Raw genomic sequence first — 16249 nt, 5'->3', positions numbered from 1 at the left:
CACGAGAACCAGCCAGCCCTACCGATCCCGACCAGAACCGCCGCTACAAGCCGATTTTCCGCGCCCTGCTAGGCGCGAAGGCTCAAGTGCGCGCCGCAGATGCACGGAACGATTCGAGATCGCCCCATGCGTCTTGGGTTTGATACGGGTAGGAGCTGTACGCATCTGCACAAGCAGCATCGATCGCGCTCGGGTGAGGTGCGCTGACAAGTGCTCGAAGGGCTGCGTCGAAGAGTTCAGGGAAGCTCGCGTCGGGATGTGCTCGGCGCGCGTCATGAAGGAGATCGGTATCGACCGTCGTGTTGATTCGGACCCGAGCCACACCCACAGCCTGCCACGAGAATGCTCGTGTCGCCGGTGCTCGGGCTGTTTCGGCCCCGCCGAGTTCGTGGAGTAGCGTCGGCGCTCGTGCGCCGCGTCCTCGAGCCCGTTCCGGCCCGCAGCTGGCTGGCGCTGTCTTTGGCGGCACTGACCTTCCTGGTCATCAGCATCACGCTGACGGGAACGAACATCGCCTTCCCGGCGATCACCGCCGAGTTCTCCGAGACGAGTCGAGCCACCCTCTCGTGGGCGCTCTCGGGCTACAGCATTGCCCTCGCCACGTTCATGGTGCCGGCCGGGCGACTGTCGGATCGGCGAGGTCGACGCACGATGTTCTTCGCCGGCGTCTGGATCTTCCTGCTCTCGTCATTGGTCTGTGTGGCGTCACCGAACGCAACCGTCTTCGTCGCCGCCCGCGTCGTGCAGGGCATCGGCGGATCGCTCACCGTCCCCACGTCGCTGGCGCTGGTGCTTCCTGCGTTTCCGGTCGGACGACGAGCATCGGCCGTTGCGGCGTGGACCGCGAGCGGGACGGTCGGGGCAGCCATCGCTCCGAGCCTGTCGGCAGCCATCGTCGAACACGTGGGCTGGCGCTACGTCTACCTCATCGCCGTCCCGGCGACCGCCGCCGTGCTCATCTGGGGACGGTCGCTGCTGCCCAGTGCGCAGACCCCGGTCACCGGCGACCGCCTCGACTTCATCGGCCTCCCCATGGGCACCGTCGCCATCGGACTAATCGCGCTCGTCATCGTGCAGGGATCGTCATGGGGCTGGACCCACCCGGCGATCCTCGGTGCGATGATTGGTGCCGTTGTCCTGCTGCCACTGTTCATCGTGCGCTCGCTGCGCCATCCGGCGCCGTTGCTCGATCTCCGAGTGTTCGCCAAACGGCAGGTCTGGACGGCAACCGCCGCCGGCTTTGTCCTCTCGATGCTCGGCGCATCGACCTGGGTGGTGTGGCCGCTCTTTCTCACCGAGATCTGGGACTACTCGTTGGTGCAGGCCGGCCTGGCGATCACGCCGGCCCCGGTGTGCGCGTCGGCGTTCGGCCTGATCGGCGGTCAGCTCGCCGACCGCTTCGGCCGGGGCGCACTGATCCGGATTGGGTCGTTCTTTCCCCTCGCCTCCATGCTGATCATGGCCTTCGCCTGGGGACCCGAGCCCCGCTACCTGACGGCCTACCTGCCGAGCATCATCTTGTTCGGCACGGGCTTCGGCCTCACGTTCTCGTCGCTCAACGCCGCCGCACTGGAAGGCCAGACCGAGGAGATGTTCGGCGAAGTCAATGCCGGCTTCAACACCGTGCGCAACCTGTCGGCCGGGCTCGGCGTCGCCGCGGCCGTCGCCCTGCTCGGCGAGCGAGACGCCATCGCCTTCGAGGCCTTCGATCGATTCTTCTTCGTCTTCGCTCTCGTCGGCGCACTACCGTCGCTCATCATCAACGGCTTCTACCCGCGGACCACGACATGATCGAAGAGCTGACCGACATCACCACTCGATCCGGTTCGATGCCGACCTTCGTCGTTCGCCCCGAGCGACACGGTCCGTTCCCGGCGGTGTTGCTGTTGATGGACGCACCGGGCATCCGGGAAGAGCTGCACGACATGGCCCGCCGACTGGCCACCGTCGGCTACTTCGTCTTGGTGCCGAACCTCTACTACCGGGCGGGTGCCGACACCACCTTCGGTCCCGAGGTGCTCGACGGCAAGAGCGACGACTACCACCGCATGCGGGCCATTCGCACGAAGATGACCATCCCACCGGTCATGGACGACGTGGCCGACATGATCACGTTCATCGACGCCCACCCCGATGCCGCTCCCGGCGGCGTCGGGGCCCACGGCTACTGCATGAGCGGACCCTACGCCCTGGCTGCCGCCGCCCGGTTCCCCGATCGAGTGGTCGCGGCCGCCTCGTTCTACGGCACCTGGCTGGTGAGCGACGCCGAGGAGAGCCCCCACCTCACGTTCGCCGACGTCACCGGCGAGATCTACATCTCCTGCGCCGAACACGACGACCTCGCTCCGCCCGACATGGTGGCCGAACTCACCACCCTGTTCGAGGCGTCGGGAGTTCAGGGCGAACTCGAGATCCATCCCGGCGTGCACCACGGCTTCGCGTTCCCGCAACGGTGGTGCTACGACAAGCCCGCGGCCGAACGCCACTGGGAGCGGCTGATCTCGCTGTATCGCCGCCACCTGGGCTGAGCGCTGCCAGACCGAGCCTCGAATCGGACAGACGACGTGGTTCGTCTAGTGTGCGCCCCATGCCGATGTTGCCCGATCAGGGGAGGGCGACGCCGCTGACCAAGGAGTGCTGATGACCGACCAAGCGACGACCGAACGTGCACCCTCGCTCGAGGAGTTCCGCAACCCGGAGCAGGAGATGGCGGAGAAGGGCCGTGACGTCGCCGACGCCGACCAGCTCGCCATCGACGAGATCAACGTGCTCAACGCCCACCTCTTCGCGGAGCACCGCTGGTTCGACTACTTCGCCCGGCTTCGTCGCGAGGACCCGGTGCACTTCAACGAGCTGGAGACGGCGGGTCGGTACTGGTCGGTCACGAAGTACGACGACGTGAAGGCGGTCGACGGTGACTGGCAGACCTTCTCGTCCGACCCGGGCATCACGCTTGGTCTGAAGATCGGCTCGCCGCTGCCCGAGGGCATGTCGACTGCCAAACCCTTCATTGCGATGGACCCGCCGAAGCAGACCGAGCAGCGCAAGACCGTGCGCGGTGTCTCCGCTCCGAGCAACCTCAAGCTCTTGGAGTCCCAGATCCGAGAGCGGACGGTCAGCGTGCTCGAGTCGCTGCCGGAGGGCGAGACCTTCGACTGGGTCGACACCGTGTCGATCGAGCTCACCACGCTCATGCTGGCCACCCTGTTCGACTTCCCGCTCGAGGATCGGCGCAAGCTGACTCGCTGGTCCGACATCGTCTTCGCCATCCCCGAACCGGGTGGTCTCGTCGAGTCCCACGCCCAACGCCGCCAGGAACTGGCCGAGTGTGTGACGTACTTCGAGGGCCTGTGGGAGGAGCGGCGGGCCAACCCCGGCAACGACCTGGTCTCGATGCTCGTGCACGGTGAGGCCACCAAGGACATGGCCACGGTCGATCATCTCGGCAATCTCCTGTTGCTGATCGTCGGCGGCAACGACACCACCCGCAACACTATGTCGGGCAGCGTCTTCGGGCTCAACTCCTTCGGCGATCAATACGACAAGCTGATCGCCGACCCCGGACTCATCCCGAAGATGGTCCCCGAGATCATTCGCTGGCAGACCCCGCTGTCCTACATGCGCCGCACCGCCACCCGCGACACCGAACTCGGTGGCAAGCAGATCCTCAAGGACGATCAGGTCCTCATGTGGTACCTGTCGGCCAACCGCGACGAAGACGTGTTCGGCGACAACGCGAACGTGATCGACATCGAACGCCCGAACGCCGACCGCCACCTGTCATTCGGCTACGGCGTGCACTTCTGCATGGGGAGTCGCCTGGCCGAACTCCAGCTCCGCGTGCTGTGGGAGGAGATCCTCGCCCGCTTCGAGCGCATCGAGGTGCAGGACGACCCCACCTACACGTTCTCGTCGTTCGTCAACGGCTACGCCAAGCTGCCGGTCTCGGTGCAGCGCAAGTGACCATGGACGTCCCGACACGATCGGTCCGAGGCGTCGATGGCTCCAACATCGTGGTCTACGAGGCGGGAGAGGGACCACTCGTCCTGCTCTCACACGGGTTCCCCGAACTCGCCTACTCCTGGCGTCATCAGATCCCGGCCCTCGTCGATGCCGGCTACCGGGTCGCGGCTCCCGACCAGCGTGGTTACGGCGCCTCCGACCGACCCGATGCGATCGACGCCTACGACATCGATCACTTGACCGGCGACCTGGTCAACATCCTCGATGCGCTGGGGGAGGAGAAGGCCGTCTTCGTCGGGCATGACTGGGGTTCGATGGTCGTGTGGCAGTCAGCGTTGCTCGTGCCCGATCGAGTGGCCGGCGTGGTTGGTATGAGCGTGCCATTCGCGCCTCGCTCCGAGCATCCGCCCACCCAGATCTGGCGGCACGTGTTCGGCGACTCCTTCTTCTACATCCTGTACTTCCAGGAGCCCGGGGTCGCCGACGCCGATCTCGGCCGCGACGCCGCCACCACCATGCGTCGTCTGCTCGCCGGAATGGGATCGAGCGATCTTGCACCGTCGGTCGGTGACGATGCCGGCTTCGTCGACCGGTTCCCCGAGCCGGATGGGCTGCCCGACTGGTTGACCCAGGACGAGCTCGACCACTACGCCGGCGAGTTCTCACGCACCGGCTTCACCGGCGGCATCAACTGGTACCGCAACTTCGATCGCAACTGGGAGCGACATCCCGAGTTGGCGGGTGCCCGTGTGACCGTTCCGTCGCTCTTCATCGGCGGTTCGGCCGATCCCGTCCTGCAAATGGTCGATCCCGAGGCCAACGTGTCGTGGCTCGACGACCATCGGGGCAACGTCCTCGTCGACGGCGCCGGTCACTGGGTCCAGCAGGAACGCCCCGACGAGGTCAACACCGCACTCATCGCCTTCCTCCGCGAGCTCGATTGGTAGCGGTCGACACCAGATCAGCCGCCGACGTCGATGCCGACGACGGCGCAGGGGACCGACGCCATGAGCCGTCGCAGCAGGCGGTTGCGGCGTGAGCGTCGGCCGACCACGATCATGTCGGCGGTCGCCCCGTAGCGACGCAGGATCTCGTCCGGCCGTCCGTGCTCGACGATCGTGTCGGCTCGGTCCCGGCCGATCAGCTCGTCGACCACGGTTCGCATGGTGGCCCATGTCGGGTTGCCCAGCGCCTCGGCCACCTGCGCCGACGGGCCATTGTGGACAGCGATCGGCACGCTCGTTGCATGAACGATCACGAGCCGGTCGGTGAGCGGCGTCGTTCGGGCCGCCCACGCCACGGCCGATCGCGAGCTCGGTGAGCCCGAGTAGCCGACGACCACGAGCCGCTCGGTCACCGGAGGCGGCGCAGGCATCGGCGCTTCGGCTCGACGTTCGGATCGTGGCGACGTGGGGACCATCACTGCAGACATGCAACACCTCCCGGGTTCTTCCTCTCACAGTGTGAACGAGCGGTGTGTGTTCGGTCCGACGATCGTGCGCGCATCGCGCGCGTTCGCCGTCAGCGATCGAGCAACTCGGCGTAGTCCTCGGCGGTGACCGGACGCTCGGTGAGGGCCCCGTCCCCGGTCGGCACGGCCACCGCACGGCCGTCGAGTACGAACGCCACGTCGTCGATGGTGGGGAACTCGCAGAGTGTGAGGACCACCTGGCCGACGGCGAGAATCTCCTCGACTCCGCCGACGGCGGTGAAGCTGGAAGTGAGATCGACCGTCGCCGTTGATCCGTCGACGGCCACAGCGGTGAGCAGGGTCGACGACGGGATGGCGGTGGACAAGCCTTCGCTCGCCTCGGCATCGGTCGGCCCGTCCAGCAGCGAGCGAACGGTCCCGGCTGCGCCGGCGTCGGAGGACAGCTCACGGGACACGCCCACCAGCCGTTCGTCTCGCACCAGATAGACCGCATACTCGGTGGTGGCCTCGTCCGTTCCGTCGTCGGAGGGGCCAGCGAGGACGAAGGGCTGGTCTCCCTCAGCCAGCACCGTCGGGTTCTCCTCGGTACCGACACCGCAGGCGGCGAGGACGATCGACAGCGCAGCGATGCGCGCAACCAGCCGCAGGGTTGAGGGGGAGCAACGCCGCTTCATCGGTCGCTTCTCGGAAGCTCGATGACGAACCGTGCGCCGCCCTCGGGGCTGTCGTCACACCAGATTCGGCCGCCGAAGGCGATGACCGTCTCCGACACCAGTGCCAGTCCGAGGCCCGACCCGAGCGACAGTCGGCCGGGACCGACGCGCGCGAAACGGTCGAAGATCCGTTCCCGGGATTCGACCGGCACACCCGGCCCCCGGTCGTCGACCAGGACCCTGGTCGTGGTGGCATCGCCCTCGACCGTGATTCGATGCACCCCGTCGGCGTGGTGATCGGCATTCTCGATCAGGTTGGCCATGATCCGCTCGACTGCCGGTTCATTCACGACCACCAGCGGTTCGGCACCGGACGGTTCGACGACCAGCTCGATGTCAGGTCGACGGAGACGACGCAGCGTTCGCTCGACCAGCTCGGCGATGCCGACCTCGGACCGGTCGGCGACCACGACCCCGGCGTCGTGTTTCGACATCTCGGTCAGGTCGATCACCATCCGCTGGAACCGGGCGAGGTCGCCCGAGAGCAGATCGAGCGCCTCCCGCCCATCGTCGGACAACTCGTGGCGACGGTTCTCGAGCACGGCGGCCGAGGTGAGCAGCGTCGTGAGCGGTGAGCGGAGTTCGTGGCTCACGTCGGAGGCGAATCGAGCCTCACGCTGCACCCTCCGCTGCAGAGCATCGGCCATCGAATTGAACGATTGCGACAGGCGCTGAAGGTCGAGATCGTCGGCGGCGCTGAGGCGGGAGTCGAGACTTCCTGCGGCGATCTGCTCGGCCACCGTGCTCACTGCGTCGAGTGGGCGAACCACGCTCGAGCCGATCCAGTGCCCGAGCGCCGCACCGATGATGGTGGACACGACCGCGCCGATCAGGAGGGCGGCAGCGAGGGTGTCGAGTGTCTCTTCGAGATCGCCGAGCGAGAAGACCTCGAAGTAAACGATGGAGACCTCGTCGACCGGAAGCCCGACACCGAGCACGGTCGAGCCGTCGATGTCGAATCGTTGGCGTACCGCCTCGCCGTCGAGCGCGGCGTCGACGAAGGCGTTGGGGAGCTGGTCGGGCTGGATCTGCAAGGAGGCGGTGAACCAGCGCCCGTCGCGATAGAGCAGCGGGCGAGCACGGACCTGGGGTCGCAGTGAGGCCAGCAGCTCCGTCTCACTGATGCCGGTGCTGCGGATGCCGGACGCGACGAGCCGGGAATTGGCCCGGACCTGCTCGACCGCACCTCGCTGCCGCTCGTCGATCAGCGCATCCCGGACCACGAGGTAGGTGCCAACGCCGAGCCCGATCGCAATCGCTGCGGCGACGGCGGCGACCCGCACCGCAATGCGGACCCGCAAGCGGCGCCACGAGGCCGCACGACGAAACTCGAGCCCGCGGCGTCGGCGATCGAGTTGGGTCTGCACCAGTATCTTCTCCCCGGCGGATCGCTCACCCGGGCGCTAGGGGTGGTGTCGAACACCGTACTTGACCGGGGGAAGCGGCGTTCACCGTCCCACGCCCGCCGGCATCCGCTCGGTCTCGGCGCGCCCGGCGGCGGGCTCGCGCCGACGGTTGGGTGACACGACGAGCACGAGCGTGGCACCGCAACGATCGAGGACTCGCTCGATCGTGTTGCCCAGGACCGGAGCCCCGCCGTCGTTGCGCTGCGCCCCAGACACGACGACCAGGTCGGCGTCGAGTTCCTCGACCGAGGCCACCACGGCGTCGGCCGGTGACGTTGCCCGCTCGAGGGTGGCGGTGAAGTTGGCGCCGACCCGGGTCATGTGCGCCGACACCTGATCGAGCACGTGACGACCACCCGCAGCGTCGCGCAGACCCCCGACCCCGCCGGAGCGGCTGCCCCGCCGCTCCGGCGCCGTGTCGACATAGACCAGATGGAGGTGGGTACCGAGTGAGGCGCTGAGATGGCCAGCCACTTCCACACCTCCGACCGAGGCCGCGCTCCCGTTCACCGGCACCACTGCACGGGCGAAGGCCCACGGCAGACGATGACCGTGGTCCCGTTGCATGCGAACCACCACGACCGGCACCGGCGCATGCATGACGACCTCATCGACGAGTGGTGAGACGACGCCACCGCTGTCGGCATCTACCGCCGCGCCCATGGCGATGGCGCCGTAGCCGAGGAGGGCCTCGCGGGTGATGGCGTCGGCAACGTGTTCGCCGTCCTCGACCACGACGTGGTGCACCCGATGGCCGGCAAGCACGGCACGGAAGGGGCGCAGGTCCACGTCGTGGTCGCCCACGGTCAACAGTGTGACCGGGGTGTCCTCAGGCCAGGCGGTGGCGATGACCTGTGCGGCGAGCATCGAGGAGATACCGCCCCGGGTGGCGAGCAACACACCCTTGTCGGTGACGACCGAATTGGCCGCCAGCACCGCCTCCCGATCGAGACGGTCACGCTCCTTGGCGTTGCCGTCGAAGTCACGTAGCACCCGACGCAGCAGCGGGGGAGCGAGCATCGACGTGGCCATCGCCATCAACACCACGATCGTGTAGGAGCGCTCGTTCAACACACCGAGCGAGAGGCCAACGGTCGCAATGACCACCTCGAGCGCACCTCGGGCGTTCAGCCCGACCCCGAGCGCTGCACCCTCACGGCTCGACAGTTGGCCGAACCGTGCACCGACCCACGCCCCGGCGAACTTCGACACGCTGGCGACCGCTACGACCAGCAGTGCCCAGGCGAGCGTCTCGAGGTCGGCCAGCAAGCCGAGGTCGACTCGTAGGCCGGCGGTGGCGAAGAAGACCGGGGCGAGGAACGCGGTCGTCACCGACTCGACCGGTGCGATGAGGCGATGCTCGGCAAACCGTGACCGGGCCAGCACGACCCCGGCGACGAAGGCGCCGAGCACCGCCTCGACATGGAGCCACTGGGTGATGACGCCGAACACCAGCGCCGTCACGAGCACGACCACGAGGCCCGACACCGGATCGTCGCCGTTGAGTCGGACACGGCGCAGCGACAGATCTACCAGACGCTTGCCGACCGTGAAGGCGAACACGAAGAAGACACCGAGGCCGACGACGGTGAAGGCGAGCTTGCCGATGTCGAGTCCACCTCGAGCCAATCCGGCGACGAAGCCGAGCAGGAGCCAGCCGAGCACGTCGTTGGCCATGCCAGCCGCCAAGGTGAGCTGGCCGAAGTTGCGTCGCATCAGCCCCATTTCGGTGAGGATCTTGGCGATCACCGGTAGAGACGAGATGGACAGCGCGGCGGCGATGAAGAGGGCGAAGACGTACCGCTCTGTCTCCTCGCCGACGAACACGCTCGGGATCGACCACCCGACGAACAGGCCGGCGGCCATCGGCACGATGAGTGAGCCGGTCGACACCCAGGCCGCGGCACCGCCGAGCCGGCGGATCAGGCCGAGATCGGTCTCGAACCCGGTGGAGACGAGGAGCAGCATCACCCCGAGCCAGCCGACCGTGAACAGCATGGCGGTCTGCGCGGCATCGTCGGGGAAGAGCCAGTCGGTCACATCGGGTGCCACCCGGCCCAGCAGTGAGGGCCCGAGGATCAAGCCGGCCGCCAGCTCGCCGACGACCGACGGTTGGCCGATCCGGCGCATCAGCGCGCCCAGTGACTTGGCGACGACGATGACGACGACGAGAGCGACGAAGAAGACGAGGACCTGATGTTCGGTGGGCGGGGTCAGGGTCATGGCGGCAGTCTGAACCACCAACGTGACGCTTCTGCGCGCCCGATGCGCGCACTGTGCGCGCTGACCGATTGTGCGCGCGGATCCGGTCAGGCCTGATCGGGATCGAACTTGTAGCCGAGGCCTCGGACGGTGACGATCCAGTCCTTCAGCCCGGCAGCGGCGTCGAGCTTGGATCGCAGCCGCGCCACGTGGGCATCGACCACTCGAAGATCGCCGTAGTAGTCGTAGCCCCACACCCGCGACAGGAGGTCTTCACGCGACAGTACGCGCTTCGGGCTCGACGCCAGCTCGCTCAACAGTTTGAACTCGGTGGTGGTGAGGTCGATCCGCTGGCCACGGTGGCTGACCGTCCCGGCTTCGATACCAATCGCCAGCTCGTCGAAGGTGAGCTCCATCGGAGCGTCACCGGTGTCGAACATGCCGTCGACCCGGCGCAGCAGCGATCGGATCCGGGCGGCGAGTTCCTTGACGTTGTAAGGCTTGGTCACGTAGTCGTCGGCCCCGCACTCGAGGCCGGCAACGACGTCGTGCGAGTCGTCACGAGCGGTCACGATGACGATCGGGATGGCGCTCGTTCGCCGAACCCGACGGATCAGATCGAGACCGCTCATGCCGGGCAGCATCACGTCGACGAGGAGCAGCTCGGGCCGCTCGTCGGCCATGACGTCGAGCGCCGCTTCGGCCGACGGGGCTTCGAGTACGTCGTAGCCCTCGTCTCGCATGGCCAACCGGAGCGAGGCCCGAATGCGATCGTCGTCCTCGACGAGCAGGATGCGATGTCGTCCCGGCGTGGTCACCGACTCAGTCTGCCACCGCCACGTGCACCTAAGCTGGCGCGCTCACCGAGGGGAGCCGTCATGGCCGATTCCGCACCGCCGATCAGCAGCGCCAACTACCCGAACCCGCCCGAGCTGCGGTCGCGCTACATCGATCCCGAGCAGATGGCGTGGCAGCCGTCCGACTTTCCAGGCATCGAGACGAAGGTGCTGTGGGCCGATGCTGCCACCGGCCGATCGACCATCCTGTTCAAGCTGGCGCCTGGAGCGGTCGTCCCGCCCCACGAGCACGCCGACGTCGAGCAGACCTGGGTGCTCTCCGGAACGTTCGAGGATCACGAGGGCACGGCGCTCCCCGGTCACTACATCTGGCGCCCGGGTGGCAATCGCCACGAAGCCCGTTCGGTCGACGGCGCCGTCATCCTCTCGATGTTCGCCGCGCCCAACCGCTTCGACGCCGGCTCGCGGTTCTACACCGACGACGATCAGGACATGTCGTAGCTCTTGCAGCGAGCGAGCGTATTGACGCTCAGCCGGTCAACTCGTCGAGCAGGAGGGTGATGGCCGCTTTGGTGAATCGGCCCATGTTGGCGGCCCGGTCGTTGTCGCCAGTGAGGACGTGCTGGGCTCGGGTCGTGCCGTCGGGGCGGTGCAGCGCAACCCACGCGTGGCCGGCAGGGTCGCCGTAGGGGTTGCCACTCGGTCCGGTGGCGCCGGTCTCGGCCAGCCCCCAGTCGGCCCGCATCCGACTCGCCGCCGCGGTGGCGAGGTGAACGGCGAAGGCCTCGGTCCCGCCGCGCACGTCGGCCGGGAGTTCACCGTCGGCGAAGAGCAGGCCGCGGGAACGCCCGGTGTACACCACCGCACCGCCGAGGCAGAACGCCGATGCTCCCGGCACCGACAGCAGCGTGGCCGAGATCAATCCGCCGGCCGAGGACTCGCCCGTGGCGACGAACTGCCCTCGGTCGACGAGCAGCATCCCGACTCGGGCAGCGAGATCGGTGTGTTCGAGCATCTCGGACCTCCAGGACGGCCAATGTAACCGCGCTCGATTATCGGCGTCTGTGTCAACGCGTCGTGCACGAAACGAAGGAGTGGTCCCATGGCCGAGGAAGAAGCAACAGCGTCAGAAGCAGCAGGGTCGGAGGAAGCAGGGTCGGGCTGGGTGATCGAGCCGCCCGGCGTCGGCCAGATCAAGGTCGCCCTCGGACTCGGTGAAGGTGCCGAGCTGACGCCCGAGGCCGTTGCGGCGTTCGAACAACTGATGGAGGCCCTCCACGACGAAGAAGTGGTCGGCTTCAGCTCCTTCTCGTCGAAGGTCGGACTCGACTTCTTCGGCCCGATCTCACTCGATCTCAAGTGCGGGGAGATGACCTGCTCCGGCACCAACGTGTGCGACGACCTCGAGTGCGGGAAGTACTACGTGGTCGGGACGGGGAGCGATTTCCGCTCGGGCTGGAAGTACTGAGCGTGCGGGAGTCTCGCTACAACACCTGGGTGGAGGTCGACGACCGCTGGTATGTCCACAACGGCATGTCCGGCGCCGTGCGATCGATGAGCCGGTCGGAGCGAGAGGCGCTTGACGCCCTGGTGTCCGGAAGCGCAGCGACGGGTCTCTCGCAGGATTTCCTGGCCGATCTGACCCTCGGCCGCATCGTGGTTGCCGGCGGCCACGATGAGCGAGACGTCCTCGAGGCCCGGTACCGAGCGTCACGAGATGATGCCTCGATTCTCGGGCTCACGATCGTGACCAGCCTCGGCTGCAACTTCGACTGTCCGTACTGCTTCGAGGCCAAGCACCCGTCCATCATCGATCTCGATGTCGAGCGATCGATTCTCGCCGCTGTCGACCGCCAGATCGACTCGCTGTCGCAGCTTTCCGTCACTTGGTTCGGCGGAGAGCCGCTGGTGGGCAAGCGACCGCTGTTCAGCCTGTCCGACGCCTTCATCGAGCGTTGCGACGCCAACGACGTCGACTACACGGCGTCGATCATCACCAATGGCTACCTGCTCGACGCCGACATGTGTCGCGAGTTGGCGGCCCGGCGAGTCCGGTCGGCGCAGATCGGGCTCGACGGACCGCCCGACGTGCACGATCGCTACCGACCGCTGGCATCGGGCGGCGCCACCTTCGGCCGCATCGTGGAGAACCTGCACCACGCTGCCGACCACTTCGACGTTGCCCTGCGAGTCAACCTCGATCGGTCAAACGCGCCACGAGCCGTCGAATTGCTCGACATTCTCGAGCAGGAGGGACTGCGTGGCCGTGTGAGCGTGTATGTGGCGAATCTCGTCGGCAGCACCGTCGACGGCATCGGTCCGAACGCCGACTACGCAACACCGCTGATGTCGAAGCGTGAGTTCGCGCAGGTCGAGCTGGAGTTCAAGCGTGAGCTCGTCGTCCGTGGGTTTGCCCGTCCGCACCTGGTGAGTCCGAAGGGAACGGCCTGTACGGCCGTGCGCCGAAACTCCATGGTGATCGGCAGCGCGGGCGAGCTGTACAAGTGCTGGGACTCTGTCGGCGATCCCGCCGAAGTGACCGGCCACATCGACGATCACGCGAACACCAACTCCAAGATCCGGCGCTGGCTCGACTACGACCCCTTCGCCGACGCCGAGTGCCGGGAGTGCATCGCCCTTCCGGTGTGCATGGGCGGGTGCGCCCACCATGCCTTCGACGAGGCGCTTCGCCCCGACCGGTGCGGCACCTTCCGCGAGACCAATCGCGAGCAGGTGCTCGATCTGATCGCCGCCATGTCGGGCCGACCGACGCTGCCCCGTCGGATCACCGGTGAGACGCCGGTGCAGCTCGGCGCAACCCGCCGATCGGCGTCGCTCGAACTCACCCGTTGAACCGAGCCCGAACCCCATCGGCACGGGCGATCGCCCGGGCCGACGCCATCGGGATCAGTGGGGCTGCTTGCCGCCACAGCCATACTGCGTAAGGCTGCGCTGAAACGGTCCGGCTCGGGGTGAGTCGGCCAACGAGGGGAGCTGCCATGAGTGATGCCGTGCAGGACTGGTCAATCGACTTCGACATCCTCGATCCCGACTATGTCGCCGATCCGTTCATGATCTGGGACGACCTGCGGGGCACCTGCCCGGTCGCGCACACCGAGCGCCGCGGGGGTTCGTTCCTTCCGACCCGCTACGAAGACGTCGTCGCCATTGCACGCGACGTGGCCACGTTCAGCTCGAGCCATGTGGGCGTCCTGCCGCCCGACCCCAACTTCGACGGACCCGATCTGTTGCCCGCCGGCGTGCCGCCGATCTCGGTCGATCCTCCGGATCACACCTGGTCACGACGGCTCTTGCTGCCCTGGTTCTCGCCAACACGGGTCGATCAGTACGAGGCCAAGACCCGTGAACTGTGCCGTCGACTGATCGACAATTTCATCGAGAACGGCACGGCTGATGCTGCCGCCGACTACGCCCAGCAGATCCCGGTGCGCATCATCGGTCTCGTGCTCGGGGTGCCCGACTCGATGGCCGACACCTTCACCGGCTGGGTGCGAGACGTGCTCGAGTTCGCACACGACGTTCCCCGCCGGGAGAAGGCCACCGCCGAGCTGGTGATGTACTTCAGCCAGCTGATGGAGGAGCGGCGGGTCGACCCGGGTGAGGACCTCATCTCGGCGCTGATGCACACCGAGATCGAAGGTGAACCGATTCCCGACGCCCACATCCTGGGCACGGTCGCCCTCACCCTGATCGCCGGTGTCGACACCACCTGGTCGAGCATCGGTGCCGCGCTGTGGCACCTCGCCACCCACCCCGACGACCGCCGCCGGCTCGTCAACGAGCCCGAGCTGATGGACACCGCGCTCGAGGAACTGCTGCGGGCCTATTCGCCGGTCACCATGGCCCGGCTCGTCACCTCCGACACCGAGGTCAACGGCTGTCCGATGCACGAGGGTGATCACGTTGTGTTGAACTTCCCGGCGGCCAATCGCGATCCCGAGCAGTTTCCCGACGCCGACAGGGTCATCCTCGACCGTGCCGTGAACCGCCACGTCGCCTTCGGTGTCGGCATCCACCGCTGCGCCGGCTCGAACCTGGCTCGGATGGAGTTGCGGGTGGCACTCGAGGAGTGGCTCGCCCGCATCCCCGAGTTCTCGATCGTCGAGGGCGCCACAGTCACCTGGGCCGGCGGCCAGGTGCGCGGCCCGCGTGAGTGCCCGGTGGTCTTCACCGCCTGACCGCCCGGGGGCCGCCCCGCGATAGCTTGATCCTTCGATAGTCGAACGAGATTCGTTCGGGATCATGCCAACGCGACAGGAGACCCGTGCGACGAGGCCCGATGTGACGATCGCCGACGACGAGATCATCGAACACGTCGACCCCGGCGACCGCTATCGAGCCACCCTGCTGGCCGTCGTGATGCTGGCCGTGACCGCCTTCGGTTCGCTCATGACGATCGTGACCGTGGCCCTCGGCACGATCGCCGACGATCTCGAGACCTCTCGGGCCACGCTCACCTGGGTGATCACCGGGCTCATGCTGGCCATGGCGGTCATGACGCCGCTGGGTGGCAAGCTCGGCGACATCCACGGCCACCGCAAGGTCTTCCTCATCGGCCTCTTCGCCGGTGTGCTCGCCACATTGGCCTCGGGCCTGGCGTGGAACGCGGGTTCGCTCATCGTGTTCCGCGTGGCTTTTGGCATGTGCGGCGCCATGGTCATCCCCAACGCCCAGGCACTGATGATGCACGCTTACGGGCCACGGCGACGGGCCACCGCCATGGGCTGGTTCCAATTCGCCATGACCGGTGCGCCGACCATCGGCATCGTGCTGGGTGGACCCCTCATCGACCTGCTCGGCTGGCGGGCCCTGTTCCTGATCTTCGCCGCAGTGAACGGGCTCGCCCTGGTCACCGCGGCGCTCGTGTTGGAAGCATCACCGGTCCGCAAGGTGGTGGCCATCGACTACAACGGCGCCGCAGCGCTGGCGCTCGCCGTGCTGGGTGCGCTCTTGGCGATCACTCGCTTCACCGGTCAGCTGCGTGACGGGGTCGACACCGCCGCAATCTTCGATCCGCTCGGCTGGCTCCTCATCGTCCTCGCAGTCGCCGCCACCGTCGGCTTCATCCGGGTCGAGCGGTCGGCGCCGGCACCGATGATCCGGCTCGATTATTTCGGTCGCCGTCACTTCACGCTGCCGATGGTTTCGTCGGCCCTCATGCAGTTCGCCTACATGGGCGGGTTCGTGGTCACCCCCGCACTGCTCGAGAAGCGCTACGGCTGGACCGTCGGCGGCATCGCCCTGCTGATGGCCCCCCGACCCGGTGCCTTCAGCGCCTCGGCCGTGTTCGGCGGCTACCTGCCGCAGCGCATCGGCCAGCGTCTGCCGATCGTCTTCGGGTCGCTGTTCATGGTGGCGTCGATGGCAGCGTTCACTGCCGCAGCGCCGCTGACCGACGGCGTCGGCATCGGCCTGATCGTGCTCGGCCTGGTCCTCACCGGCATCGCGGCCGGCATCTCCCAGCCCTCGATCTCGGCCATGGTGGTCGACGCCGTCGACGAGGCCGACATGGGAATCGCCAACGGCATGAGCCAACAGGTGATGTTCATCGGCATCGTGGCCGGCATCCAGACGATGAACGTGCTGGTGGGCGACGACGGCTCGAGTAGCCGGTTCGTGATCACCTATCTCCTCGGCCTGGCGGTCGCCGTTGCCGGACTCTTGGCCTCGATCGCCATCCCCCGGGCCGCAGCCCGCACGACCGTGGCGGCCTGA

General features: G+C 67.3%; 15 protein-coding genes. 9 read left to right on the top strand and 6 right to left on the bottom strand.

Features of this window, described 5'->3' with window-relative positions; all coding sequences use genetic code 11:
- Nucleotides 1-408 precede the first annotated feature (408 nt).
- The 4 genes from R2733_24105 (at nucleotide 409) to R2733_24090 (ending at nucleotide 4910) form a co-directional block, all read left to right on the top strand.
- On the top strand, nucleotides 409-1791 hold the full coding sequence (locus R2733_24105; GenBank protein MEZ5379606.1) for an MFS transporter: 1383 nt from the start codon (nucleotides 409-411) through the stop codon (nucleotides 1789-1791).
- Entirely contained in the window at nucleotides 1788-2528 is a 741-nt protein-coding gene (locus R2733_24100; protein ID MEZ5379605.1) for a dienelactone hydrolase family protein, read from the top strand. The genes R2733_24105 and R2733_24100 overlap by 4 nt, the downstream gene beginning before the upstream one ends.
- Before the next feature lie 112 nt (nucleotides 2529-2640).
- Nucleotides 2641-3963, top strand: coding sequence for a cytochrome P450 (locus R2733_24095; GenBank protein MEZ5379604.1), 1323 nt, complete (start codon nucleotides 2641-2643; stop codon nucleotides 3961-3963).
- A 2-nt stretch (nucleotides 3964-3965) separates the two neighbouring features.
- Nucleotides 3966-4910: an alpha/beta hydrolase gene (locus R2733_24090; GenBank protein MEZ5379603.1), complete on the top strand. Its 945-nt coding sequence runs from the start codon at nucleotides 3966-3968 to the stop codon at nucleotides 4908-4910.
- Nucleotides 4911-4924: 14 nt separating this feature from the next.
- On the opposite strand, the gene R2733_24085 is transcribed toward R2733_24090, so the two are convergent.
- The 5 genes from R2733_24085 to R2733_24065 form a co-directional block, all read right to left on the bottom strand.
- Complete coding sequence (locus R2733_24085) at nucleotides 4925-5395, bottom strand: universal stress protein (protein ID MEZ5379602.1); 471 nt, start codon at nucleotides 5393-5395, stop codon at nucleotides 4925-4927.
- Between the two features lie 89 nt (nucleotides 5396-5484).
- Nucleotides 5485-6069, bottom strand: coding sequence for a GerMN domain-containing protein (locus R2733_24080; protein MEZ5379601.1), 585 nt, complete (start codon nucleotides 6067-6069; stop codon nucleotides 5485-5487).
- Nucleotides 6066-7475 carry a HAMP domain-containing sensor histidine kinase gene (locus R2733_24075; protein MEZ5379600.1) on the bottom strand — a complete coding sequence of 470 codons (1410 nt, stop codon included), beginning with the start codon at nucleotides 7473-7475 and terminating at the stop codon, nucleotides 6066-6068. The genes R2733_24080 and R2733_24075 overlap by 4 nt, the downstream gene beginning before the upstream one ends.
- Before the next feature lie 81 nt (nucleotides 7476-7556).
- Nucleotides 7557-9737 carry a cation:proton antiporter gene (locus R2733_24070; GenBank protein ID MEZ5379599.1) on the bottom strand — a complete coding sequence of 727 codons (2181 nt, stop codon included), beginning with the start codon at nucleotides 9735-9737 and terminating at the stop codon, nucleotides 7557-7559.
- A gap of 86 nt (nucleotides 9738-9823) precedes the next feature.
- Nucleotides 9824-10534, bottom strand: coding sequence for a response regulator transcription factor (locus R2733_24065; protein ID MEZ5379598.1), 711 nt, complete (start codon nucleotides 10532-10534; stop codon nucleotides 9824-9826).
- A gap of 60 nt (nucleotides 10535-10594) precedes the next feature.
- On the opposite strand from R2733_24065, the gene R2733_24060 reads away from it, so the two are divergent.
- A complete protein-coding gene (locus R2733_24060) occupies nucleotides 10595-11014 on the top strand; it encodes a cupin domain-containing protein (protein MEZ5379597.1) in 420 nt (139 codons plus the stop codon).
- A gap of 28 nt (nucleotides 11015-11042) precedes the next feature.
- On the opposite strand, the gene R2733_24055 is transcribed toward R2733_24060, so the two are convergent.
- The gene (locus R2733_24055) at nucleotides 11043-11528 is read right to left on the bottom strand and encodes a CinA family protein (GenBank protein MEZ5379596.1); all 486 of its coding nucleotides are present in this window, start codon (nucleotides 11526-11528) and stop codon (nucleotides 11043-11045) included.
- An 87-nt stretch (nucleotides 11529-11615) separates the two neighbouring features.
- On the opposite strand from R2733_24055, the gene R2733_24050 reads away from it, so the two are divergent.
- From R2733_24050 to R2733_24035, 4 genes are all read left to right on the top strand, one after another.
- Entirely contained in the window at nucleotides 11616-11981 is a 366-nt protein-coding gene (locus R2733_24050) for a hypothetical protein (GenBank protein ID MEZ5379595.1), read from the top strand.
- A gap of 29 nt (nucleotides 11982-12010) precedes the next feature.
- Entirely contained in the window at nucleotides 12011-13366 is a 1356-nt protein-coding gene (locus tag R2733_24045) for an SPASM domain-containing protein (protein MEZ5379594.1), read from the top strand.
- Nucleotides 13367-13512: 146 nt separating this feature from the next.
- Nucleotides 13513-14712 carry a cytochrome P450 gene (locus R2733_24040; GenBank protein ID MEZ5379593.1) on the top strand — a complete coding sequence of 400 codons (1200 nt, stop codon included), beginning with the start codon at nucleotides 13513-13515 and terminating at the stop codon, nucleotides 14710-14712.
- A 64-nt stretch (nucleotides 14713-14776) separates the two neighbouring features.
- Nucleotides 14777-16249, top strand: a complete 1473-nt coding sequence (locus R2733_24035) for an MFS transporter (GenBank protein MEZ5379592.1) — start codon at nucleotides 14777-14779, stop codon at nucleotides 16247-16249.

This window comes from Acidimicrobiales bacterium, from assembly GCA_041394265.1.
Taxonomy (GTDB): domain Bacteria; phylum Actinomycetota; class Acidimicrobiia; order Acidimicrobiales; family SZUA-35; genus JBBQUN01.
Note: the sequence above shows the minus strand (reverse complement) of the source record. Positions and strands in the feature narration are given on the sequence as shown.

Coding starts and splice junctions, on each gene's coding strand:
- R2733_24100 (MEZ5379605.1), top strand. CDS start 1,788: ATGATCGAAGAGCTGACCGACATCACCACTCGATCCGGTTCGATGCCG.
- R2733_24095 (MEZ5379604.1), top strand. CDS start 2,641: ATGACCGACCAAGCGACGACCGAACGTGCACCCTCGCTCGAGGAGTTC.
- R2733_24090 (MEZ5379603.1), top strand. CDS start 3,966: ATGGACGTCCCGACACGATCGGTCCGAGGCGTCGATGGCTCCAACATC.
- R2733_24085 (MEZ5379602.1), bottom strand. CDS start 5,395: ATGTCTGCAGTGATGGTCCCCACGTCGCCACGATCCGAACGTCGAGCC.
- R2733_24080 (MEZ5379601.1), bottom strand. CDS start 6,069: ATGAAGCGGCGTTGCTCCCCCTCAACCCTGCGGCTGGTTGCGCGCATC.
- R2733_24070 (MEZ5379599.1), bottom strand. CDS start 9,737: ATGACCCTGACCCCGCCCACCGAACATCAGGTCCTCGTCTTCTTCGTC.
- R2733_24060 (MEZ5379597.1), top strand. CDS start 10,595: ATGGCCGATTCCGCACCGCCGATCAGCAGCGCCAACTACCCGAACCCG.
- R2733_24055 (MEZ5379596.1), bottom strand. CDS start 11,528: ATGCTCGAACACACCGATCTCGCTGCCCGAGTCGGGATGCTGCTCGTC.
- R2733_24050 (MEZ5379595.1), top strand. CDS start 11,616: ATGGCCGAGGAAGAAGCAACAGCGTCAGAAGCAGCAGGGTCGGAGGAA.
- R2733_24040 (MEZ5379593.1), top strand. CDS start 13,513: ATGAGTGATGCCGTGCAGGACTGGTCAATCGACTTCGACATCCTCGAT.
- R2733_24035 (MEZ5379592.1), top strand. CDS start 14,777: ATGCCAACGCGACAGGAGACCCGTGCGACGAGGCCCGATGTGACGATC.